Annotated in this window: 18 protein-coding genes and 1 riboswitch; of the genes, 13 read left to right on the top strand and 5 right to left on the bottom strand. The window is 58.5% G+C overall.

Translation table 11 applies throughout. The annotated features are described in order from the left end of the window. The first annotated feature begins 227 nt into the window (after positions 1 to 227). The 7 genes from ACOTXI_RS06285 to yegQ all read left to right on the top strand — a co-directional run bounded on the left by ACOTXI_RS06285 (position 228) and on the right by yegQ (position 12,695). Positions 228 to 1,430 (top strand): MdtA/MuxA family multidrug efflux RND transporter periplasmic adaptor subunit, encoded by a 1,203-nt coding sequence (locus ACOTXI_RS06285; protein ID WP_008500860.1) that lies wholly within the window; start codon positions 228 to 230, stop codon positions 1,428 to 1,430. Continuing rightward, the gene (locus ACOTXI_RS06290) at positions 1,430 to 4,552 is read left to right on the top strand and encodes an MdtB/MuxB family multidrug efflux RND transporter permease subunit (RefSeq protein ID WP_103786729.1); all 3,123 of its coding nucleotides are present in this window, start codon (positions 1,430 to 1,432) and stop codon (positions 4,550 to 4,552) included. Before ACOTXI_RS06285 ends, ACOTXI_RS06290 begins: the two co-directional genes overlap by 1 nt. Further along, positions 4,553 to 7,630, top strand: a complete 3,078-nt coding sequence (mdtC, locus tag ACOTXI_RS06295) for a multidrug efflux RND transporter permease subunit MdtC (RefSeq protein WP_058654333.1) — start codon at positions 4,553 to 4,555, stop codon at positions 7,628 to 7,630. Continuing rightward, positions 7,631 to 9,046, top strand: a complete 1,416-nt coding sequence (locus tag ACOTXI_RS06300; protein ID WP_058654334.1) for an MFS transporter — start codon at positions 7,631 to 7,633, stop codon at positions 9,044 to 9,046. Next, positions 9,043 to 10,446, top strand: coding sequence for a two-component system sensor histidine kinase BaeS (baeS, locus tag ACOTXI_RS06305; RefSeq protein WP_021241469.1), 1,404 nt, complete (start codon positions 9,043 to 9,045; stop codon positions 10,444 to 10,446). The genes ACOTXI_RS06300 and baeS overlap by 4 nt, the downstream gene beginning before the upstream one ends. Then, a complete protein-coding gene (gene baeR / locus ACOTXI_RS06310; RefSeq protein ID WP_008500865.1) occupies positions 10,443 to 11,165 on the top strand; it encodes a two-component system response regulator BaeR in 723 nt (240 codons plus the stop codon). The genes baeS and baeR overlap by 4 nt, the downstream gene beginning before the upstream one ends. A gap of 168 nt (positions 11,166 to 11,333) precedes the next feature. After that, positions 11,334 to 12,695: a tRNA 5-hydroxyuridine modification protein YegQ gene (gene yegQ, locus ACOTXI_RS06315; RefSeq protein WP_058654335.1), complete on the top strand. Its 1,362-nt coding sequence runs from the start codon at positions 11,334 to 11,336 to the stop codon at positions 12,693 to 12,695. A gap of 161 nt (positions 12,696 to 12,856) precedes the next feature. On the opposite strand, the gene ACOTXI_RS06320 is transcribed toward yegQ, so the two are convergent. Next, the gene (locus ACOTXI_RS06320) at positions 12,857 to 13,357 is read right to left on the bottom strand and encodes a DUF523 domain-containing protein (RefSeq protein WP_058654336.1); all 501 of its coding nucleotides are present in this window, start codon (positions 13,355 to 13,357) and stop codon (positions 12,857 to 12,859) included. A 141-nt stretch (positions 13,358 to 13,498) separates the two neighbouring features. Between ACOTXI_RS06320 and yegS the strand changes: the two genes are divergently transcribed. Then, positions 13,499 to 14,398, top strand: a complete 900-nt coding sequence (yegS, locus tag ACOTXI_RS06325; protein WP_058654337.1) for a lipid kinase YegS — start codon at positions 13,499 to 13,501, stop codon at positions 14,396 to 14,398. Between the two features lie 53 nt (positions 14,399 to 14,451). On the opposite strand, the gene fbaB is transcribed toward yegS, so the two are convergent. Next, a complete protein-coding gene (fbaB, locus tag ACOTXI_RS06330; protein ID WP_008500869.1) occupies positions 14,452 to 15,504 on the bottom strand; it encodes a class I fructose-bisphosphate aldolase in 1,053 nt (350 codons plus the stop codon). A gap of 250 nt (positions 15,505 to 15,754) precedes the next feature. On the opposite strand from fbaB, the gene ACOTXI_RS06335 reads away from it, so the two are divergent. Genes ACOTXI_RS06335 through ACOTXI_RS06345 form a run of 3 tightly spaced genes read left to right on the top strand, consistent with a single transcriptional unit; the run spans position 15,755 to position 18,983 of the window. Beyond that, positions 15,755 to 17,032: a nucleoside permease gene (locus ACOTXI_RS06335; protein ID WP_044597925.1), complete on the top strand. Its 1,278-nt coding sequence runs from the start codon at positions 15,755 to 15,757 to the stop codon at positions 17,030 to 17,032. Continuing rightward, entirely contained in the window at positions 17,029 to 18,033 is a 1,005-nt protein-coding gene (locus tag ACOTXI_RS06340) for an ADP-ribosylglycohydrolase family protein (protein ID WP_058654338.1), read from the top strand. Before ACOTXI_RS06335 ends, ACOTXI_RS06340 begins: the two co-directional genes overlap by 4 nt. Then, entirely contained in the window at positions 18,030 to 18,983 is a 954-nt protein-coding gene (locus ACOTXI_RS06345) for a PfkB family carbohydrate kinase (protein ID WP_058654339.1), read from the top strand. Before ACOTXI_RS06340 ends, ACOTXI_RS06345 begins: the two co-directional genes overlap by 4 nt. On the opposite strand, the gene ACOTXI_RS06350 is transcribed toward ACOTXI_RS06345, so the two are convergent. From ACOTXI_RS06350 to thiM, 3 genes are read right to left on the bottom strand one after another with little or no spacing between them, the layout of a single operon-like run. After that, on the bottom strand, positions 18,957 to 19,703 hold the full coding sequence (locus ACOTXI_RS06350) for a GntR family transcriptional regulator (RefSeq protein ID WP_023344521.1): 747 nt from the start codon (positions 19,701 to 19,703) through the stop codon (positions 18,957 to 18,959). The two genes, ACOTXI_RS06345 and ACOTXI_RS06350, sit on opposite strands and share 27 nt — an antisense overlap. 42 nt (positions 19,704 to 19,745) lie before the next feature. After that, complete coding sequence (gene thiD, locus ACOTXI_RS06355; protein ID WP_058654340.1) at positions 19,746 to 20,546, bottom strand: bifunctional hydroxymethylpyrimidine kinase/phosphomethylpyrimidine kinase; 801 nt, start codon at positions 20,544 to 20,546, stop codon at positions 19,746 to 19,748. Then, on the bottom strand, positions 20,543 to 21,313 hold the full coding sequence (gene thiM / locus ACOTXI_RS06360) for a hydroxyethylthiazole kinase (RefSeq protein WP_058654341.1): 771 nt from the start codon (positions 21,311 to 21,313) through the stop codon (positions 20,543 to 20,545). Before thiM ends, thiD begins: the two co-directional genes overlap by 4 nt. Before the next feature lie 35 nt (positions 21,314 to 21,348). Then, a riboswitch (TPP riboswitch) is annotated at positions 21,349 to 21,445 on the bottom strand. 615 nt (positions 21,446 to 22,060) lie between these two features. Between thiM and ACOTXI_RS06365 the strand changes: the two genes are divergently transcribed. Further along, on the top strand, positions 22,061 to 22,912 hold the full coding sequence (locus ACOTXI_RS06365; protein WP_103786730.1) for a YadA C-terminal domain-containing protein: 852 nt from the start codon (positions 22,061 to 22,063) through the stop codon (positions 22,910 to 22,912). A 222-nt stretch (positions 22,913 to 23,134) separates the two neighbouring features. Beyond that, positions 23,135 to 23,596, top strand: coding sequence for a hypothetical protein (locus ACOTXI_RS06370; RefSeq protein ID WP_102000894.1), 462 nt, complete (start codon positions 23,135 to 23,137; stop codon positions 23,594 to 23,596). Positions 23,597 to 23,657 lie beyond the last annotated feature (61 nt).

Here is a 23,657-nt window from a genome sequence, read left to right on the forward strand (position 1 = left end):
AAAACGTGTGTTTTTGTAGTGCGGTCTGGTGCCCTCTCCCACAAAACACCAAAAACGGCAACATCCGTTGCCGTCCGCATTTACCTTGTAGGCAGGGTAAGCGAAGCGTCACCCGGCAACACTCAGACAATTCCCGACAGTCTTCCATATTTCCTCCATTTTTCCGCTGTGTTGCCTGACTAAACTAGTATCATTCCCCGAAGTATTCAGGATGAGAACGTATAACGATGAAAGGCAGTAACAAATCCCGCTGGGCAATAGCCGCTGGCATCATTGTGGTGGCCCTTGCCGCCGCCTGGTACTGGCACAGTCAATCCGCGAACACCGCCGCACCGGCCGGCGCCACCAGCCAGGCCCAGCGCCCCACGGGTGGAGGTCGTCACGGCATGCGCGGCGGCGCGCTGGCGCCGGTTCAGGCGGCGACGGCGGTGAATAGAGCCGTTCCTCGCTATCTCACCGGTCTCGGGACCATTACCGCTGCCAACACCGCCACGGTGCGCAGCCGCGTCGACGGCCAGCTCATCGCGATCCACTTCCAGGAAGGTCAGCAGGTCAAAGCGGGCGATCTGCTGGCGGAAATCGACCCGAGCCAGTTTAAGGTCGCCCTTGCCCAGGCGCAGGGACAGCTCGCGAAAGACAACGCGACCCTCGCCAACGCCCGGCGCGATTTAGCCCGCTACCAGCAGCTGGTGAAAACAAACCTGGTGTCCCGTCAGGAGCTGGATACCCAGCAGTCGCTGGTCAGTGAAACGCAGGGCACGATCAAAGCCGATGAAGCCTCGGTGGCCAGCGCCCAGCTGCAGCTGGACTGGAGCCGCATCACCGCGCCGATTGACGGACGCGTCGGCCTGAAGCAGGTCGATATCGGCAACCAAATCTCCAGCGGCGATACCACGGGCATCGTGGTGATCACCCAGACCCACCCGATTGATTTAGTCTTTACCCTGCCGGAAAGCGATATCGCGACCGTCATGCAGGCACAAAAAGCCGGTAAAGGCCTGGTGGTGGAAGCCTGGGACCGCACCAACAAGCAGAAGCTGAGTGAAGGGTCTCTGCTCAGTCTGGATAACCAGATCGACACCACCACCGGCACCATCAAGCTGAAGGCGCGCTTTAATAACCAGGACGATGCCCTCTTCCCGAACCAGTTCGTCAATGCGCGCATGCTGGTGGCGACCGAAGAAAACGCGGTCGTGATCCCCACCGCTGCGCTGCAGATGGGTAACGAAGGTAACTTTGTCTGGGTGCTTAACAGCGACAATAAGGTCAGCAAGCACTTGGTTAAAACCGGTATCCAGGACAGCCAGACGGTGGTCATCAGCGCCGGGCTTTCCGCAGGCGACCGCGTGGTCACCGACGGCATTGACCGTCTGACCGAAGGGGCCAAAGTGGAAGTGGTGGAACCGGCGAAACAGGGAGCGACCTCCTGATGCAGGTGCTGCCGCCGGGCTCTACAGGTGGGCCGTCACGCCTGTTTATCCTCCGTCCTGTCGCCACCACGCTGCTGATGGTGGCGATCCTTCTCGCCGGGATTATCGGCTATCGCTTCCTGCCGGTCTCGGCGCTGCCGGAGGTGGATTACCCCACTATTCAGGTGGTGACGCTCTATCCCGGCGCCAGCCCGGATGTCGTGACGTCCGCCATCACCGCCCCGCTGGAGCGCCAGTTCGGCCAGATGTCGGGGCTAAAACAGATGTCCTCCCAGAGTTCAGGCGGGGCGTCCGTCGTGACGCTGCAGTTCCAGCTGACGCTGTCGCTGGACGTCGCCGAGCAGGAGGTACAGGCCGCGATTAACGCCGCCACCAACCTGCTGCCGTCGGACCTGCCTAACCCGCCGGTCTACAGCAAAGTGAACCCGGCCGATCCGCCGATCATGACGCTGGCCGTCACCTCCTCCGCCATGCCAATGACCCAGGTCGAAGACATGGTCGAAACGCGCGTGGCGCAGAAAATTTCTCAGGTCTCCGGCGTCGGCCTCGTCACCCTGGCGGGCGGACAGCGCCCGGCGGTGCGCGTCAAGCTTAACGCGCAGGCCATCGCCGCGCTGGGCCTCACCAGCGAAACCATCCGCAGCGCCATCAGCAATGCCAACGTCAACTCGGCGAAGGGCTCGCTGGACGGCCCAACCCGCGCCGTCACGCTCTCGGCGAACGACCAGATGCAGTCCGCCGACGAATATCGTCAGCTGATTATCGCCTACCAGAACGGCGCGCCGGTGCGTCTGGGCGACGTGGCGACCGTAGAACAAGGCGCGGAAAACAGCTGGCTGGGGGCCTGGGCCAACAAGCAGCAGGCGATCGTGATGAACGTGCAGCGCCAGCCGGGCGCAAACATCATCGAAACCGCCGACAGCATCCGCACCATGCTGCCGCAGCTGATCGAAAGCCTGCCCAAATCGGTCAGCGTGAAGGTGCTTTCCGACCGTACCACCAACATTCGCGCGTCGGTCACCGACACCCAGTTCGAGCTGATGCTGGCGATTGCGCTGGTGGTGATGATCATTTATCTGTTCCTGCGCAACGTTCCGGCGACCATTATTCCCGCCGTCGCCGTACCGCTCTCGCTGGTCGGCACCTTTGCGGTGATGGTGTTCCTCGATTTTTCGATCAACAACCTGACGCTGATGGCGCTCACCATCGCCACCGGGTTCGTGGTGGATGACGCTATCGTCGTTATCGAGAACATCTCGCGCTATATCGAGAAAGGTGAAAAACCGCTGGCCGCCGCGCTGAAAGGCGCAGGTGAAATCGGCTTTACCATTATCTCGCTGACCTTCTCGCTGATTGCGGTGCTGATCCCGCTGCTGTTTATGGGCGATATCGTCGGGCGTCTGTTCCGCGAGTTTGCCGTGACGCTGGCGGTCGCCATTCTGATCTCCGCCGTGGTGTCGCTGACCCTGACGCCGATGATGTGCGCCCGCATGCTGAGCCATGAGTCCCTGCGCAAGCAAAACCGCTTCTCGCGCGCCTCCGAGCGCATGTTCGAGCGCATTATTGCCGCCTACGGTCGCGTGCTGGCGAAAGTCCTTAACCACCCGTGGGCCACGCTCGGCGTGGCGCTGGGAACCTTGGCGCTCAGCGTGATGCTGTGGATTTTCATTCCGAAAGGCTTCTTCCCGATCCAGGACAACGGCATTATTCAGGGCACGCTTCAGGCCCCACAGTCGGTCTCTTTTGCCAATATGGCGCAGCGCCAGCAGCAGGTATCTGACATCATCATGAAGGATCCGGCGGTAGAGAGCCTGACCGCTTACGTCGGCGTGGACGGCACCAACCCGTCGCTCAACAGCGCGCGTCTGCAGATCAAACTTAAGCCGCTGGATGAGCGCGACGATCGCGTCAACGCCGTCATTGAGCGGCTGCAAAGCGCCGTCGCCCGCGTGCCGGGCGTTGAGCTGTACCTGCAGCCGATTCAGGATTTGACCATCGATACCCAGGTCAGCCGCACGCAGTACCAGTTCACGCTGCAGGCCACCTCGCTGGACGCGCTCAGCACCTGGGTGCCGCAGCTGGTGGATAAACTCAAAACCCTGCCGCAGCTCGCCGACGTCAGCAGCGACTGGCAGGACAAAGGGCTGGCGGCGTACGTGAACGTCAACCGCGACGCCGCCAGCCGTCTGGGCATCACCATGGCGGACGTGGATAACGCCCTGTACAACGCCTTCGGTCAGCGTCTGATCTCCACCATCTACACCCAGGCGAACCAGTACCGCGTGGTGCTGGAGCACAACACCGACAACACGCCCGGCCTGGCGGGGCTGGACTCGGTGCGCCTGACCAGCAAAGATGGCGGCATTGTGCCGCTGAACGCTATCGCCACGGTGGAAGAACGCTATACCCCGCTGTCGATTAACCATCTGGATCAGTTCCCGTCCACCACCATCTCCTTTAACGTGCCGGACAATTACTCTCTGGGTGAAGCGGTGGAGGCCATTCAGGCGGCGGAAAAAGCGGTAAGCTTCCCGGCTGATATTCAGACCCAGTTCCAGGGCAGCACCCTGGCGTTCCAGGCCGCGCTGGGCAACACAATCTGGCTGATCGTGGCGGCGGTCGTGGCGATGTACATCGTGCTCGGCGTGCTGTACGAAAGCTTTATCCACCCGATCACCATCCTCTCTACCCTGCCGACGGCGGGCGTGGGGGCACTGCTGGCATTAATGCTGGCGGGCAGCGAGCTGGACGTGATTGCCATCATCGGTATCATCCTGCTCATCGGGATCGTGAAGAAAAACGCCATCATGATGATCGACTTCGCCCTGGCCGCCGAGCGCGAGCAGGGCATGTCGCCGCGCGATGCGATTTTCCAGGCCTGCCTGCTGCGTTTTCGCCCCATCCTGATGACCACGCTGGCCGCCCTGCTGGGCGCGCTGCCGCTGATGCTCAGCACGGGCGTCGGCGCGGAGCTGCGCCGTCCGCTGGGTATCGGCATGGTCGGCGGTCTGCTGGTGAGCCAGGTGCTTACGCTGTTCACCACGCCGGTGATCTACCTGCTGTTTGACCGCCTGGCGCTGTGGACCAAAAGCCGCTTCCCGAAGCGTGAAGAGGAGGCATAAGTGAAGTTTTTCGCCCTCTTCATTTATCGCCCGGTGGCGACGATTTTAATCTCGCTCGCCATTACCCTCTGCGGCGTGCTGGGCTTCCGGCTGCTGCCGGTGGCGCCCCTGCCGCAGGTGGACTTCCCGGTGATCATGGTCAGCGCCTCGCTGCCGGGCGCCTCGCCGGAAACCATGGCCTCGTCCGTTGCCACGCCGCTGGAGCGTTCGCTCGGGCGAATTGCGGGGGTCAACGAGATGACCTCCAGCAGCTCGCTGGGCAGCACGCGCATTATTCTGGAGTTCAGCTTCGACCGGGATATCAACGGCGCGGCGCGCGACGTGCAGGCGGCCATCAATGCCGCACAGAGCCTGCTGCCGAGCGGGATGCCGAGCCGTCCGACCTACCGCAAGGCCAACCCGTCCGACGCGCCGATCATGATCCTGACGCTGACCTCGGATACTTATTCGCAGGGGCAGCTGTACGATTTTGCGTCTACCCAGCTGGCTCAGACCATCTCACAAATTAACGGCGTCGGGGACGTGAGCGTCGGCGGGAGTTCCCTGCCCGCGGTACGCGTGGGGTTAAACCCGCAGGCGCTGTTTAACCAGGGCGTGTCGCTGGACGACGTGCGCTCCGCCATCAGCAACGCCAACGTGCGCAAACCGCAGGGGGCGATAGAGGACAACAGCCACCGCTGGCAGATCCACACCAACGACGAGCTTAAAACCGCGGCGGAATATCAGCCGCTCATTATTCACTACAACAACGGCGCGGCGGTGCGCTTAAGCGACGTGGCCAGCGTCACCGACTCGGTGCAGGACGTACGCAACGCCGGGATGACCAACGCCAAGCCGGCGATTTTGCTGATGATCCGCAAGCTGCCGGAAGCGAACATTATCGAGACAGTGAACAGCATTCGCGCCCGTCTCCCGGAGCTGCAGGAGACCATCCCGGCAGCAATCGATCTGCAAATTGCCCAGGATCGCTCCCCGACCATTCGCGCCTCGCTGGAAGAGGTGGAGCAAACGCTGGTGATCTCCGTCGCGCTGGTGATCCTGGTGGTCTTCCTGTTCCTGCGATCCGGCCGCGCGACGCTGATCCCGGCGGTGACCGTGCCGGTCTCGCTGATCGGTACCTTTGCCGCCATGTACCTGTGCGGGTTTAGCCTCAACAACCTGTCGCTGATGGCCCTGACGATTGCCACCGGCTTCGTGGTGGATGACGCCATCGTGGTGCTGGAAAACATTTCCCGCCATCTGGAAGCGGGCGTGAAACCGCTGCAGGCCGCGCTGCAGGGCACGCGCGAGGTGGGCTTTACGGTACTCTCCATGAGCCTGTCGCTGGTAGCGGTCTTTCTGCCGCTGCTGCTGATGGGCGGGCTGCCGGGCAGGCTGCTGCGCGAATTTGCCGTCACCCTTTCGGTGGCTATCGGCATCTCGCTGATTATCTCGCTGACGCTGACGCCAATGATGTGCGGCTGGATGCTCAAGCGCAGCAAGCCGCACTCGCAGCCGCGCCGCAAAGGCTTTGGCCGCGTGCTGATGGCAATGCAGGAGGGCTACGGCAAATCGCTGAAGTGGGTGCTGAACCACACAAGGCTGGTCGGTCTGGTGCTGATCGGCACCATCGTGCTCAACGTGTGGCTGTATATTTCCATCCCGAAAACCTTCTTCCCGGAGCAGGATACCGGCGTGCTGATGGGCGGCATTCAGGCGGACCAGAGCATTTCCTTCCAGGCGATGCGCGGCAAGCTGCAGGACTTTATGAAGATCATTCGGGAAGACAAAGCCGTGGATAACGTCACTGGCTTTACCGGCGGGTCGCGCGTCAACAGCGGGATGATGTTTATTACTCTGAAACCGCGCGGCGAGCGCAACGAAACCGCCCAGCAGGTGATTGACCGCCTACGGGTGAAGCTCGCCAAAGAGCCGGGGGCCAATCTGTTTTTGATGGCCGTTCAGGATATCCGCGTCGGCGGGCGACAGGCGAACGCCAGCTATCAGTACACGTTACTCTCGGACGATTTAGCCGCCCTGCGCGAGTGGGAGCCGAAGATCCGCAAGGCGCTGGCCGCCCTGCCCCAACTGGCGGACGTAAACTCCGATCAGCAGGACAACGGCGCCGAGATGGCCCTGACCTACGACCGTGAAACCATGTCGCGGCTGGGCATCAACGTAGAAGCCGCCAACAGCCTGCTGAACAACGCCTTCGGCCAGCGCGAGATCTCCACCATCTACCAGCCGATGAACCAGTACAAGGTGGTGATGGAGGTTGACCCGCGCTACACCCAGGACATCAGCGCCCTGGACAAAATGTTTGTGATTAACAACGACGGCAAGGCGATTCCGCTCTCGTACTTTGCCAGCTGGCAGCCTGCCAACGCGCCGCTGTCGGTGAACCATCAGGGGCTGTCGGCGGCGTCGACCATCTCCTTTAACCTGCCCGCCGGTTCGTCACTTTCCGAGGCCAGCGACGCGATCAACCGCGCGATGACCCAGCTTGGCGTGCCGTCCACCGTGCGCGGCAGCTTTGCCGGGACCGCGCAGGTATTCCAGGAGACGATGAACTCGCAGGTGATTTTAATTCTGGCCGCCATCGCCACGGTCTATATTGTGCTGGGCATGCTGTATGAAAGCTACGTGCACCCGCTGACCATCCTCTCGACGCTGCCGTCAGCGGGCGTGGGGGCACTGCTGGCGCTGGAGCTGTTCGGCGCGCCGTTCAGCCTTATCGCACTCATCGGGATCATGCTGCTGATCGGCATCGTGAAGAAAAACGCCATCATGATGGTGGACTTCGCGCTGGACGCCCAGCGCAACGGCAACCTCTCGCCGGAAGAGGCCATCTTCCAGGCCTGCCTGCTGCGCTTTCGTCCGATCATGATGACCACACTGGCGGCGCTGTTTGGCGCGCTGCCGCTGGTGATCTCGGGCGGCGACGGCTCAGAGCTGCGCCAGCCGCTGGGGATCACCATTGTCGGCGGCCTGGTGATGAGCCAGCTGCTGACGCTGTACACCACGCCGGTGGTCTATCTGTTCTTCGACCGCCTGCGGCTGCGCTTTTCGCGTAAAAACAGAACTACGGTGACAGGATAAATGACAGAGCTTCCCAGCAACGTTCGCTGGCAATTATGGATAGTCGCCTTCGGCTTCTTTATGCAGTCGCTGGATACGACCATCGTCAACACCGCCCTCCCCTCCATGGCGAAAAGCCTCGGGGAGAGCCCGCTGCATATGCACATGGTGATTGTCTCCTACGTGCTGACGGTTGCCGTGATGCTGCCCGCCAGCGGCTGGCTGGCCGATAAAGCGGGCGTGCGGAATATCTTCTTTACCGCCATCGTGCTGTTTACCACCGGCTCGCTGTTTTGCGCGCAGGCCAACACCCTCGACCAGCTGGTCATGGCGCGCGTGCTGCAGGGCATCGGCGGGGCGATGATGGTGCCCGTCGGGCGGTTAACGGTGATGAAGATTGTGCCGCGCGAGCAGTACATGGCGGCGATGACCTTTGTCACCCTGCCCGGCCAGGTGGGGCCGCTGCTTGGGCCTGCGCTCGGCGGGATGCTGGTGGAGTACGCCTCCTGGCACTGGATCTTCTTGATCAATCTGCCGGTGGGCATCATCGGCGCGATGGCCACCCTGACGCTGATGCCGAACTACAAAATGCAGACCCGGCGCTTTGATTTCTTCGGCTTTATTCTGCTGGCAGCGGGCATGGCCACGCTTACCCTGGCACTCGACGGGCAAAAGGGGCTGGGGATTTCGACCCTGATGCTCGGGTTGCTGGTGGTTATCGGCATTTCCACCATTGCAGGGTATTTGTGGCATGCTCGCGGCAATGACCAGGCGCTGTTCAGCCTGAACTTGTTTAAAAAACCTACCTACCGTCTCGGGCTGTTCGGCAGCTTTGCCGGACGCGTCGGCAGCGGCATGCTGCCGTTTATGACGCCCGTGTTTCTGCAAATTGGCATGGGCTTTTCGCCATTCCACGCGGGCCTGATGATGATCCCAATGGTGCTCGGCAGCATGGGGATGAAGCGCATGGTGGTGCAGGTGGTGAACCGCTTTGGCTACCGTCACGTGCTGGTGGCCGCCACGCTGGGGCTGGCGCTGGTCAGCCTGCTGTTTATGGCCGTGGCGCTGATGGGCTGGTACTACGTCCTGCCGCTGGTGCTGTTCTGCCAGGGGATCATCAACTCCATGCGCTTCTCGTCGATGAATACCCTGACGCTAAAAGACCTGCCGGACGATCTGGCGAGCAGCGGCAACAGCCTGCTGTCGATGGTGATGCAGCTCTCCATGAGCGTGGGCGTGACGATCGCGGGGTTGCTGCTCGGCATGTACGGCCAGCACCATCTCAGCGTCGACACGCCGGTGGCGCATCAGGTCTTTATGTATACCTACCTCAGCATGGCGGTCATCATCGCCCTGCCCGCGTTCATCTTCGCCCGCGTGCCGGATGATACCAGCAAGAACGTCGTGATTAGGCGCGGCAAAAGGAGTGGCTCATGAAATTCTGGCGTCCGGGTATTACCGGCAAGCTCTTTCTGGCGATTTTTGCCACCTGTATCGTCCTGCTGATCACCATGCACTGGGCGGTGCGGGTCAGCTTCGAGCGCGGCTTTATTGATTACATCAAGCATGGCAATGAGCAGCGTTTGCAGGGCTTAAGTGATGCGCTGAGTGAACAGTACGCCCAGCACGGCAACTGGCGTTTTCTGCGCAACAATGATCGCTTTATTTTTCAGATCCTGCGCTCGCTGGAGCACGATACCGGTGACGATCGTCCGGGCCCGGGCATGCCGCCGCACGGCTGGCGCACCCAGTTCTGGGTAATCGACCAGGATATGCGCCCCCTGGTTGGCCCGCGCGCGCCGATACCGCCGGACGGCACCCGGCGGGCGATTAAAGTGAATAACGCCACCGTTGGCTGGGTTATCGCCTCCCCGGTGGAGCGCCTGACGCGCAACACCGACATCAACTTTGACCGCCAGCAGCGCCGGACCAGCTGGCTGATTGTCGCCCTCTCCACGCTGCTCGCCGCGCTCGCCACCTTCCCGCTGGCGCGCGGTCTGCTCGCCCCGGTGAAACGGCTGGTGGAGGGCACGCACAAGCTGGCCGCCGGGGATTTCACCACCCGCGTCGATACCCGCAGCCAGGACGAACTGGGCAAGCTGGCGCAGGACTTTAACCAGCTCGCCAGCACCCTGGAGAAGAACCAGCAGATGCGCCGCGACTTTATGGCCGACATTTCACACGAGCTGCGTACGCCGCTGGCGGTGCTGCGCGGCGAGCTCGAAGCCATTCAGGACGGCGTGCGCCAGTTTACGCCCGAATCGGTGGCTTCCCTGCAGGCGGAGGTGGGCACGCTCACCAAGCTGGTGGACGATCTCCACCAGCTCTCCATGTCCGACGAAGGCGCGCTGGCCTACCAGAAGGCGCCCGTAGACGTCATTAACGTGCTGGAAGTGGCGAGCGGCGCCTTCCGCGAACGCTTTGCCAGCCGCAACCTGAAAATCGACCTCTCCCTGCCGGACAGCGCGGTGGTGTTTGGCGACAAAGATCGGCTGATGCAGCTGTTCAACAACCTGCTGGAAAACAGCCTGCGCTACACCGACAGCGGTGGCGGGCTGCATATCTCCGGCAGGCAGGACAACGGGCGCTTCGCCCTCACCTTCGCCGATTCCGCCCCCGGCGTGCAGGACGCGCAGCTGGAAAAATTGTTCGAGCGCTTTTACCGCACCGAAGGCTCCCGCAACCGCGCCAGCGGCGGCTCCGGCCTGGGGCTGGCGATTTGCGTTAACATCGTCGAGGCGCATAATGGCACGATCCGCGCCGCCCATTCGCCTTTTGGCGGGGTTAGCATTACAGTAGAGTTACCTCTGGAACGGGATTTATCGAGAGAAGTATGACCGAGTTACCGATTGACGAAAACACGCCGCGCATTTTGATCGTCGAAGACGAACCCAAGCTGGGACAGCTGCTGATCGACTATTTACGCGCGGCCAGCTATGCCCCGTCACTGATCGGCCACGGCGACCAGGTGCTGCCCTACGTGCGCCAGACCCCGCCGGACCTGATCCTGCTGGATTTAATGCTGCCAGGGGTTGATGGATTGACCCTGTGCCGGGAAATTCGTCGCTTCTCCGACGTGCCGATCGTCATGGTCACCGCCAAAATTGAAGAGATTGACCGCCTGCTGGGGCTCGAAATCGGCGCTGACGATTATATCTGCAAACCCTACAGCCCGCGTGAGGTGGTCGCCCGCGTGAAAACCATTCTGCGCCGCTGCAGGCCGCAGCGCGAGCTTCAGGTGCTGGACGCCGAAAGTCCGCTGATTGTGGATGAAAGCCGCTTCCAGGCGAGCTGGCGCGGCAAGCTGCTGGACCTGACGCCTGCTGAGTTCCGCCTGCTGAAAACCCTCTCCCACGAGCCGGGAAAAGTCTTCTCCCGCGAACAGCTGCTGAACCATCTGTATGACGATTACCGCGTGGTGACCGACCGCACCATCGACAGCCACATCAAAAACCTGCGCCGCAAGCTGGAGGCGCTGGACGCCGAGCAGTCGTTTATCCGCGCGGTGTATGGCGTGGGGTATCGCTGGGAAGCGGATGCGTGCAGGATTGCCTAGTTAGCAGCTGGTCAATCCAGGCCGGGTAAGGCGAAACCGCCACCCGGCACAATAACTTTACCTCCCTGCCCCGCAGCGCTACAATGCCCGCCCTTAATGTGGGGGATCTCCCCTTACCGCTGCACCAGGTGCACGCGGATCTGACCTGTCATCAGAACGAGAACAAACATGTTTAAACCGGAACTCCTTTCCCCGGCGGGAACGCTGCAAAATATGCGTTACGCTTTCGCCTATGGCGCCGACGCCGTGTATGCGGGCCAGCCGCGCTACTCGCTGCGCGTGCGTAATAACGAATTCAACCACGAGAACCTGCAGCTTGGCATCAACGAGGCGCATGCTCTGGGTAAAAAATTCTACGTGGTGGTCAACATCGCGCCGCACAACGCCAAGCTGAAAACGTTCATCCGCGACCTGAAGCCGGTGGTGGATATGGGGCCGGACGCGCTGATCATGTCGGACCCGGGTTTAATCATGCTGGTTCGGGAGAACTTCCCGGAGATGGATATTCACCTCTCCGTACAGGCTAACGCCGTCAACTGGGCGACGGTGAAGTTCTGGAAGCAGATGGGGCTGACCCGCGTCATCCTGTCCCGCGAGCTTTCGCTGGAAGAGATCGAAGAGATCCGCACCCAGGTGCCGGATATGGAAATCGAAATCTTCGTTCACGGCGCGCTGTGCATGGCCTACTCCGGCCGCTGCCTGCTCTCAGGCTATATCAACAAGCGCGACCCGAACCAGGGTACCTGCACCAACGCCTGCCGCTGGGAATATAACGTCCAGGAAGGCAAAGAGGACGACATCGGCAACATCGTCCACAAGCATGAGCCGATCCCGGTGACCAACGTTGAGCCAACGCTGGGCATCGGCGCGCCAACCGACAGCGTGTTTATGATTGAAGAAGCCAAACGTCCGGGCGAGTACATGACCGCCTTTGAAGACGAGCATGGCACCTACATCATGAACTCGAAAGATCTGCGCGCCATCGCCCACGTCGAGCGCCTGACCCAGATGGGCGTGCACTCCCTGAAGATTGAAGGCCGCACCAAATCCTATTACTACTGCGCGCGTACCGCGCAGGTGTATCGTAAAGCCATCGACGATGCGGCCGCCGGTAAACCGTTCGATACCAGCCTGCTGGAAACGCTGGAAGGTCTGGCGCATCGCGGCTATACCGAAGGCTTCCTGCGCCGTCACACCCACGACGACTACCAGAACTACGAGCACGGCTACTCCGTTTCCGAGCGCCAGCAGTTTGTCGGTGACTTCACCGGCGAGCGCAAAGGCGCGCTGGCGGCCGTGGCGGTGAAAAACAAGTTTACCAAAGGCGACAGCCTGGAGCTGATGACCCCGCAGGGCAACATGAACTTCACGCTGGAGCATCTGGAAAACGGCAAAGGCGAAGCGATTGAGGTCGCGCCGGGCGACGGGCACACCGTCTGGCTGCCGGTTCCGGAAGAGGTGGAGCTGACGTTCGCGCTGCTGATGCGTAACTTCAACGGTGAAAGCACCCGGAACCCACACGGCAAATAGTCAATTAGGGAAATTTTTTCGCGCTGGGATAATTCTTAGAATCGGATCACATACCGCTTCGTTCAATACGGGTATTATCCCCCCGCTGAAAAACATAACCCATAAATGCTAGCTGTACCAGGAACCACCTCCTTAGCCTGCGTAATCTCCCTTACGCGGGCTTATTTTTTGCCTTCTCTCTCCTCAATCCAGGCAATGAGTTCGTCGATTTGCTTCTCTGAGAACACGGCGATCCCATTCTCAGCGAGCAACGACGCAGCAACCCCCATCCCCGCTTTCTGTATACCGCGAAAAGTTCCGTCATAAATAAACTCACTGCCGCACGTTGGGCTGCCATCGGTTAACAATGCAGCGCTACACCCCGACGCCTGAGCAGCGCGTAGCGCGAGCCAGGCTGCAAGCTGATAATGTGCGGTCACGTCCTGCCCGGTATTTTCCATAATTCTGGCTTGCCCGAGCATCACGTCTTTGCCATCAGCGAATTTAATCTCTGCCGGAGGACGCGGTACAGGCAGCCCGGCAGCCAGTTCAGGGCAGTGGATAACCAGACGTTGTTCCTGTTGCCAGCGAGCGAGTTGCGCGTTCATTCTCGCTTTTTCACTTCCGTTATAACGAACCCTGAAGCCCATCAGGCACGCGCTTACCAAAATTTTATTCATCATCACTTTCCTGTGATTACGTTAATCTCATCGCTGAAGTGTAACGTGCTTTTGTGCCTGTTTTGTTCCTTTCATCCTGTTCTTACCCGCTTTTTCCCTCTCTGCTATACACTCTTACTAACGCTAAAAAAGGGAGCAGCGCGGATGGCAACCTATCCAGACAGTTTATTGATTCTCAACGGCAAAAGTGCGGGCAACGATCTGCTGCGTCAGGCCATTCAGGGTTTGCGTGACGACGGCGCGCGCATCCACGTAAGAGTAACATGGGAAAAAGGCGACGCGGCACGCTATATCAATGAAGCCCTCGGGCTTGGCGTTGAGACCATCATTTCCGGCGGCGGCGATGGCACCATCAATGAGATCGCGTCAGCGCTGATCGACCTGCCCCCGGCAGACCGCCCGCTGATGGGTATTTTACCGCTCGGCACCGCCAATGATTTTGCTACCAGCGCCGGGATCCCCGAGGCGTTAGAGAAAGCGCTTCAGCTGGCGATCCTCGGTAAAGCGACCGCGGTAGATATTGCGCAGGTGAATGACAAAACCTGCTTTATCAATATGGCCACCGGCGGGTTCGGCACGCGCATCACCAGCGAAACGCCGGAAAAACTCAAGGCGGCGCTGGGCGGCGTGTCGTATCTGATCCACGGTCTGATGCGCATGGATACCCTCAAGCCTGACCGCTGCGAAATTCGCGGCGAGGATTTTCAGTGGCAGGGCGACGCGCTGGTGATTGGCATCGGTAATGGTCGTCAGGCCGGCGGCGGGCAGCAGCTGTGCCCGGAGGCGCTGATCAATGACGGTCAGCTACAGCTGCGGATTTTCACGGGTGACGGCCTGCTGCCCGCGCTGTTTACCACGCTGACGCAGCCGGAAGAGAGTCCGAATATCATTGACGGGAAATCCGCATGGTTTGAGGTAAATGCCCCGCACGGGATGACCTTTAACCTCGATGGGGAACCGCTCAGCGGGACGCAGTTCCGCATTGAGGTGTTGCCCGGCGCGCTGCAGTGTCGGTTGCCGCCAGACTGTGTGCTTTTGCGCTGATGGTATTGCCGGGTGGCGGCTACGCCTTACCCGGCCTACGCTTCGCCCTCAGGTCAGGCAATCGTGACTTTGCTGTCCAGATAGACGTCCTGAACCGCATTGATCAGCTTCACGCCGTCAGCCATCGATTTCTTAAACGCCTTACGGCCCAGGATCAGCCCCATGCCGCCCGCGCGCTTGTTGATAACCGCAGTCCGCACCGCGTCTGACAGGTCAGTATCGCCGCCCGCCGCGCCGCCGGAGTTAATCAACCCTGCGCGGCCCATGTAGCAGTTCGCCAGCTGGTAGCGCACCAGGTCGATCGGGTTATCGCTGGTCAGTTTGCTGTAAACGCGGTCATCGGTGTAACCAAAGTTCACTGCTTTATATCCGCCATTATTCTCGGCCATTTTCTGCTTCACGATATCCGCGCCAATGGTCGCCGCCAGGTGGTTCGCCTGGCCGGTCAGGTCAGCCGACACGTGGTAATCCACGCCGTCTTTTTTGAACGCCGAGTTGCGCAGGTACGCCCACAGCACGGTCACCATACCCAGCTCGTGCGCGCGCTCAAACGCCGCAGAGATCTCTTCAATCTGACGACGAGACTGTTCTGAGCCGAAATAGATGGTCGCCCCAACGGCAACCGCCCCCATATTGAACGCCTGCTCGACGCTGGCATAGAGCGTCTGGTCATATTCGGTGGGGTAGCTCAGGGTTTCATTGTGGTTCAGCTTCACGAGGAACGGAATGCGGTGGGCATAGCGACGCGAGACGGAGGCCAGCACGCCATAGGTGGACGCCACGCAGTTACAGCCCGCTTCAATCGCCAGCTCAACAATGTTCTTCGGATCGAAATAGAGCGGATTCGCCGCGAAGGAGGCGCCCGCCGAGTGCTCAACGCCCTGGTCTACCGGCAGAATAGAGAGATATCCGGTGCCGCCGAGCCGCCCGGTGTTATAGAGCGTCTGCATATTTCTTAGCACGGCAGGCGGACGGTTGTTATCGACCATCACGCGGTCAACGTAGTCATGACCAGGCAGGTAAAGCTGGTCGGCTGGAATGGTCATACAACGATGCTGTAAAAGGCTGTCGGCGTCTTTGCCAAGCAACTGCGCAATATCAGTCATGTGATACTCCCGTAAGTTCGACGTCATGTCGGTGTGCGTTTATCCAGTCCCATCTTTTATGGGCAGACTAAGCCTGGTACCGACTTAACAGATTTTCCACCCTTTGCAATTTTTTTCAGCACAATCTGCTGGCTCGATTCGTGTACAACAAAACTGTTACATTGATCAAACAATCGCCACAAAGGTATTTAAAAGGTATTATTGAATGGTATGTTAAAGGCGTACCCTCTCTGACATGCAGGATTCAAAAATGAAAACGAAAGTCCAACTGTCATTCATGATGTTTGTTGAATGGTTTATCTGGGGCGCGTGGTTTGTGCCGCTGTGGCTGTGGCTGAGCAAAAGCGGTTTTACCGCCGGGGAAATTGGCTGGTCTTATGCCTGTACCGCCATTGCCGCCATTCTCTCCCCAATTCTGGTCGGCTCGCTGACCGACCGCTTCTTCGCCGCGCAGAAAGTGCTGGCGGTGCTGATGTTTGCCGGCGCGATTCTGATGTACTTCGCGGCACAGCAAACCCAGTTCAGCACCTTCTTCCCGCTGCTGCTGGTTTACTCCCTGACCTACATGCCCACCATCGCGCTGACCAACAGCATTGCCTTCGCGAACGTGGACGACGTCGAGGCCGATTTTCCGCGCATCCGCGTGATGGGCACCCTCGGCTGGATCGCCTCCGGGCTGGCGTGCGGCTTCCTGCCGCAGATGCTGGGCTATAGCGATATTTCCGATACCAATATTCCGCTGCTGATGACCGCCGCCAGCTCCGCCCTGCTCGGCGTCTTTGCCCTGTTCCTGCCGAATACGCCGCCGAAAAGTACCGGCAAGCTGGACTTCAAAGTGATGCTGGGGCTGGACGCGCTGATCCTGCTGCGCGACAGAAACTTCCTCGTCTTCTTTTTCTGCTCGTTCCTGTTCGCCATGCCGCTGGCCTTCTACTACATTTTCGCCAACGGCTATCTCACTGAAGTGGGGATGAAAAACGCCACCGGCTGGATGACGCTCGGCCAGTTCTCTGAAATCTTCTTTATGCTGGCGCTGCCGTTCTTTACCAAACGCTTTGGTATTAAGAAGGTCTTACTGCTGGGTCTGATTACCGCCGCCATCCGCTACGGGTTCTTCGTTTACGGCGGTGCGGAACAATACTTCACCTACGCCCTGCTGTTCCTCGGCATTCTGCTGCACGGCGTGAGCTACGACTTCTACTACGTCACCGCGTATATCTACGTGGATAAAAAAGCGCCGGTGCATATGCGCACCGCCGCGCAGGGCCTGATTACGCTCTGCTGTCAGGGCTTTGGTAGCCTGCTGGGTTACCGCCTGGGCGGCGTGATGATGGAAAAAATGTTCGCCTACAAAGAGCCGGTGAATGGGCTGACCTTCAACTGGGCCGGAATGTGGACATTTGGCGCAATCATGATTGCCGTGATTGCCGTGCTGTTTATGCTGTTTTTCCGCGAATCGGACAAAGAGATCGCTGCAATTGCGGTGGTTGATGGCGATGCCGCGCTGACACAAGGGGAAGTTAAATGAAACAAGAACGTATTCTCGGTGCCCTTTACGGGCAGGCATTAGGGGATGCGATGGGCATGCCGTCGGAACTGTGGCCGAGAAAGCGCGTCAAGGCGCACTTCGGCTGGATCGACCGCTTTTTACCCGGCCCGGCAGAAAATAACGCGGCCTGCTATTTCAGGCAGGCAGAGTTCACCGACGATACCTCAATGGCGCTGTGCCTGGCCGACGCGATCATCGAGTGCGACGGGGAGATTCACGCAGACGTTATCGGCAAGCATATCCTGAACTGGGCGCTCGATTTCGACGCGTTCAACAAGAACGTGCTCGGCCCGACCTCCAAAATCGCGCTGAATGCGATTCGTGACGGGAAGCCGGTCAGCGCGCTGGAGAACAACGGCGTGACGAACGGGGCGGCGATGCGCGCCTCCCCGCTGGGCTGCCTGCTCCCGGCGACGCGGCTGGAACACTTTGTTGAACAGGTGGCGCAGGCCTCCAGCCCGACCCATAAATCGGACCTCGCGATTGCCGGCGCGGTGGTGATTGCCTGGGCGGTTTCCCGCGCCATCGACGGCGAAAGCTGGCAGAACATCGTTGATGCCCTGCCGGGGATCGCCCGCTATGCGCAGGAGATGAAAACCACCACCTTCAGCGCGTCGCTGGCGGCGCGTATTGAGCTGGCGCTTAAGACCGTACGGGAAGCCAACGGTATTGAGTCCGCCAGCGAGCAGGTTTATCAGCTGATTGGCGCGGGAACCAGCACCATTGAGTCCGTTCCGGCGGCCATTGCGATGGTGGAACTGGCAGGAACCGACCCGAACCGCTGCGCCATCTTATGCGCCAATCTGGGCGGTGATACTGACACTATTGGCGCCATGGCGACGGCCATCTGCGGCGCGCTCCACGGCGTGCAGGCGATTGATCCGGCGCTCAAAGCCGAACTCGACGCCGTCAACCAGCTCAACTTCGGCCATTATTGCGAGAAACTGCTGCACTTCAGGGAGCAAAGGGAGGGCGTATGAAGGCATTTGCTCAACGTCTCGAAAATCTGCACGCCACGCGCCCGGTGACGGTGCTGGGCGCCGCGGTGATTGACGTCATCGCCGACGCCTACGCCCTGCCCTGGCGCGGGTGCGATATCGAACTTAAGCAGCAGGGCGTGAATATTGGCGGCTGCGCGCTGAACATTGCCATCGCCCTGAAACGCCTCGGGATCGCCGCGCAAAATGCCCTTCCCGTCGGCCATGGCGTATGGGCGGATATTATCCGCAACGCCATGGCGCAGCAGGATCTGCACAGCGCCGTAGAGGCTGAAACCGGCGACAACGGCTGGTGTCTGGCGCTGGTAGAGCCTGACGGCGAGCGCACCTTTATGTCCTTTAGCGGCGTGGAAAACCAGTGGCAGCAGCGCTGGCTGGATGCGCTTCACGTTCCGCAAAACAGCCTGGTTTATCTCTCCGGCTACCAGCTGGCCTCGCCGTGCGGCGAACTGCTGACAGGCTGGCTGGAAGGGTTACGTGACGTGACGGCCTTTATCGATTTCGGCCCACGCATCGCGGATGTTCCTGATGCGCTGATGGAGAGAATCATGGCCTGCAGGCCAATCGTGTCGCTCAATCGTCAGGAAGCGGAACTCGCGGCTGAAAGACTGGGTGTGGAGGCTGAAAACCTGGGTGAAGTGTGGCAGCAGCGCTTTGGCGCCGCGCTGATTGTGCGCCATGATAAAGACGGTGCTACGTGGTATGACGGTGACGCCTCGGGCGTTGTTCCGGCATTTCCGGCGACGGTTATGGATACCATTGGTGCAGGCGACAGCCACGCGGGCGGCACGCTGGCCGGGCTGGCTGCGGGATGGTCACTGGCAGATGCCGTTCTGCTGGGGAATGCCGTGGCGTCATGGGTGGTCAGCCACCGCGGCGGGGATTGCGCCCCGACGCGCGAGGCACTACTCCTCGCACACAAAGACGTATAGATCGCTGCGACAGTAGCTGATGCTGTACTCAATCGGCCGGTGCTGCTGGTCAAGCGCGACCTGCTTGATCACCAGCACCGGTATTTTTTCATCCATCTTAATGTGCGCCTGAAACTCGCTGTCGGGCATGCGGGCGCTCACCCTTGAGCGGGTGCGCTGCGGGTAGATATTCTGACTGCGGAAGTAGTCATAGAGCGAAATGCCAATCGCATCCGGGTCGGGAATTAACCCGACGGGGACCCAGGACTCTTCAATCGACACCGCATCGTCATCGACATAGCGAATGCGCTTGAGCAAAAAGACCTCGCTGTCCGGGGAGATAGACAGGTGGTTGGCCACCTCTTCCGGACACTTCACCACCCGCTTGTTGACCCAGAGCGTATTCGGCTTCTTGCCGCGCAGCACCACCTGCTGGGAAAAACCGCGCGCCTCTTTCAGCGAATATTCGAAGATATTGTTGATTTGCGTGCCATAGCCACGGGCGCGCGTCACCACGCCCTCTTCTTCCAGCGCCTGCATCGCTTTACGCACGGTGATGCGCGACACCCCGGTCAACTGGCTCAGATCGCGCTCGCCGGGCAAAATATTCCCGTGCTCCAGCACCCCGCTGCGCACCGCATTTTTTACCGTTTCGGCAAATTTCAGGTACAGCGGCGTGTTATCGGGCGCGGCGATCCGTTCATTCAGTTGAGCGATTAACCGGGTATGCGCTTGTTCCATCTCTGTTTTCTCAGGCGTGATGTATTCTGCCAGTATACTGGCTTACCACCATGCATGAAAATGGTGTACCGGCCCAATACCGTGACCGACTTCCAGAGTATCGGCTTTTGCCAGCGCCGCCGAGAGCCAGGCTTTTGCTTCGCTAACCGTATCGGCCCAGCTTTCATGACGTGGGCGCAGCGCCGCCAGCGCGGCCGAGAGCGTACAGCCCGTGCCGTGGGTATTTTTGGTCTGCACGCGCGGCGCGGTAAAGCGTACTCCTCCGTCGCGGGTAAAGAGCCAGTCCGGACTTTCCGGATCATCAAGATGCCCGCCCTTCATCAGCACCGCCCCGCAGCCCATCGCCAGCAGCGCATTGCCCTGCTCTTTCATTTCCCGTTCAGTTTGCGCGTGCGGCGCGCCCAGCAGCGCGGCGGCTTCCGGAAGATTGGGCGTGATGAGCGCCACCTGCGGCAGCAGCTTATTGCGCAGCGTCTCGACGGCGGAGGCGGAGAGCAGCGGATCGCCGCTTTTTGCCAGCATGACCGTATCCAGCACCACGTTTTGCACCTGATAGCGCTTAAGCCGTTCGGCCACCGCTTCCACAATGTCCGTTTCGGCCAGCATGCCGATCTTGGTGGTATCAATACGCACGTCGCTGAACACCGAATCCAGCTGCGCGGCAACAAAATCTGGCTCGATGCGGTAGACCGACTGCACGCCGCACGTGTTTTGCGCCACCAGCGCGGTAATCACCGAGCAGCCGTACGCGCCCAGCGCCGAGAAGGTTTTCAGGTCTGCCTGGATACCCGCGCCGCCGCTGGGATCGGTGCCGGCAATGGTCAGGGCGTTAATCCGCTTCATGCCTGCTCCTCCAGCGTGTAGAGCGCGTCGAGGAACGCGCTGGCAAAACTGCCCGGGCCGCGCGAGTGCGCAACGGCCACCGTTCCGGCCCGCTTCATCCATCCGCAGGCGGCGGCGATGTTATCCAGCCGGTCACCCGGCAGCGAGCAGCTCGCCGCCACAACGGCAGAGAGCGCGCACCCGGTGCCCACCACGCGCGTCATCAGCGGGTCACCGCCGGTAACCGTTCGGGTGCGTTGCCCGTCCGTGATGTAGTCCACCTCGCCGGTGACCACCACAATCGTATTGATCTGCCGGGCCAGCGCCTGGGCAGCAGGCACCGCGCTGGCGGCGGTATCGGTCGTATCGACGCCGCGCCCGCCCGCGCTGATCCCGGCGAGGGCAAGGATTTCGGAAGCATTGCCGCGAATGGCCGCCGGTTTCAGGGCAAGGATTTGATGGCAAAACCGGGTGCGGAACGCCAGGGCGCCCACGGCAACCGGGTCCAGCGTCCAGGGTTTGCCTGCCGCTACCGCACTTTCAATAGCACGACGCATCGACTGGGCGCGCAGCGCGGTCAGCGTGCCAACGTTAACCAGCAGCGCATCGGCTATCGCGGCAAACTGCTCGGCCTCTTCGGCCTCGATCACCATCGCCGGAGATGCGCCAAGCGCCAGCAAAACGTTGGCCGTAAAGGTCTGTACGACGTCATTCGTCATACAGTGGGTCAGCGGAGAACGGGTTCGGAAGTGGTGTAAAACGTGTAAATCGAGCAGGTCAGGCTGCATGGGTTCGCTCCTGCCTTGCGTGAAGAAGCGATGACCGGGAAGGCATCTGACTTCCCTACGCTGGCATTATCCAGATCAGGTAATACGGGTATTTCTCAGCCTTCACAAAGAAGGGCACCCCGAGTCAAAATACTTTTAAAACAATGATTTATTAAAATCAATGTTCTCAATCAGTGTAACCGTGGCCACTGGCCAGGCGCAAGGAGTTTTGATTTATCACGGCAGCGTTCGCGTTATGAATCTCCCTAAACACGTTTTCGCTAGCATCTTCAACATAAATATTTTTTTCTGGTATATCCCGGAACAAAAATGAGCTGAGTTCATTTTCATTCGAAGCTGACGAAAGGTTCGATAATAAATAATCGGCAAAAACCCATAAATTCACATAAACTGTTATGTGTATTATTAACCCATTTTAATCAAAACACTTAAATACAATTAATGTATTGGTGTTTTATATCTAATTTCACTCTCATCCATTATGAAAGGCTATCTTATTGTATTATAAGATTATTACGCCAGGTCTTTCTGGATCGACTCGTTTAGCTATTCCTGCTATTTATGATTTAGATCAATAATCAAAATTACACATTCATAGATAGTTACTGCAGGTTACGAAATAAGTTATCAAACCAAAATTTCCACCGTTAATCGTGAATTAATTCAGATATAACAAGACGTTGTATCTTCCCGCCAGGATAGCGCCCTTACTTTATTTTTTCTTGTAGTGATGATGAGAGCTTTAAAATGAACTATTTAAATATAACAGCTATCGCTGTTTTTGGTTTTGTGTTCGCTGGTTCAATGAATACCGCAAATGCTGCGGAAGTAAACGTAAACCTTGACGATAACGTCAATAATCCAAGTGCTTACATTCAAATTCAGGGTACCGATAAAACCGCCTATAACCTTGATAACATCGAGGGGAGTAACATTAAGCAAGACGGGCAAATCTATAACCTTCAGGGCGATATTGAAAGAGCAAATACAGCTATTAATAAAGCACAAGATACAGCTAATACCGCTCAAGATGGCGTAAACGCTAACACTCAAGCGCTGGCAGGTAAGGTAGATAAAAGCATTTTCGACGCCGATCAGGATAGACAAGATCACGCTCTTCAGGATGCCTCTGACAAAGCGACTCAGGCATTTAATACGGGCGCTTATGCGCAATCTTTAGCGGTTGATGCACAAACGGTAGCCGCTGCTAACAAAGCTGCTGTTGCTAACGTTCAGTCACGCCAGCAAGCACAAGAAACGACGATTCAGAATCACAGCGCACAATTAGCGAATCATGAATCACGTATTACTGCGTTAGAGAGTCAAAATAACGCGAAGTTCTCTTCTCTGGAGCATCAGCAGAATGAGGATCGCAAGGAATATCGTGCTGGTATCGCTGGCGCTGCTTCTCTTGCTGGTTTGCATTACGTTGATACAGATAACGCGGTTGCCGTCGGTGCTGCCAACTTCAAAGATGCGCAAGGTTACGCAGTCGGTTACCGTCATAAGTTCGCTGAGAATGTTGCCGCTACCCTCTCTACATCAGGTACATCCAACGGTGATGAAATTGTTGCGGCGTCCGCATCTTATGGATGGTGATTTAACAATATTAAATTAAAATGCCAGCAAACCGCCAATCAGCTAAAAAACTCACCCTGGAGTTTAATTAGCTGGCTATAACTCAATACATTGCTGCTAGCACAAAAATGACAAAGTATATTTTTATTTCCGCCGTTCTGTATCTGACTTTTATTTTATTAGGGATATGGATCGGCTTGATGTTAGGTACCTATATTTATAATTGTAATTACTGAGGCAATAATGAAAAAATTAATGATGGTAGCGGCTGTATTATCTCTTGCTGCGTGTTCCTCACCAGCTCAACGGATGGCTGATTGTCAAAGCAAAGGAGTGAGTAAAGATGCTTGTTATATTGCAGAGCAAAACCGCACCACAGCCATTAACGCTGCGGCTGAAAAACAGGCTTTAGAGAATGCAGCTCAACTTGCACAGTCAGCGCACAGGCGCCTTCCTGAAGGCTGCACTCAGGTTATGGATGCTGCGGGTCATTGTGATAGCAAGCCAGCCAAAGTAAGCGGTGATTTAAAAAAGTTATCAGGTGAAGCGGATCACGTTATGAATAAGCCTGTCTCTGATGCTGCTGAATATCTGCTTTCGAAAGGCTGGAAGCCAAATAAAGGTTCATGGCACAAGGGTAGCTATATTATGCAGCTGGTTGTCGAAAAAGAGAGAGTTGTAAACGCGCAATTATCAAAAATGTGATCTTTGCAGGACGCTACCACCTGATAAGATTTACGTAGCCCCATGTGTATGGGGCTTTGTT

This window comes from Enterobacter cloacae complex sp. BZL2005, from assembly GCF_049238885.1.
GTDB lineage: Bacteria > Pseudomonadota > Gammaproteobacteria > Enterobacterales > Enterobacteriaceae > Enterobacter > Enterobacter roggenkampii.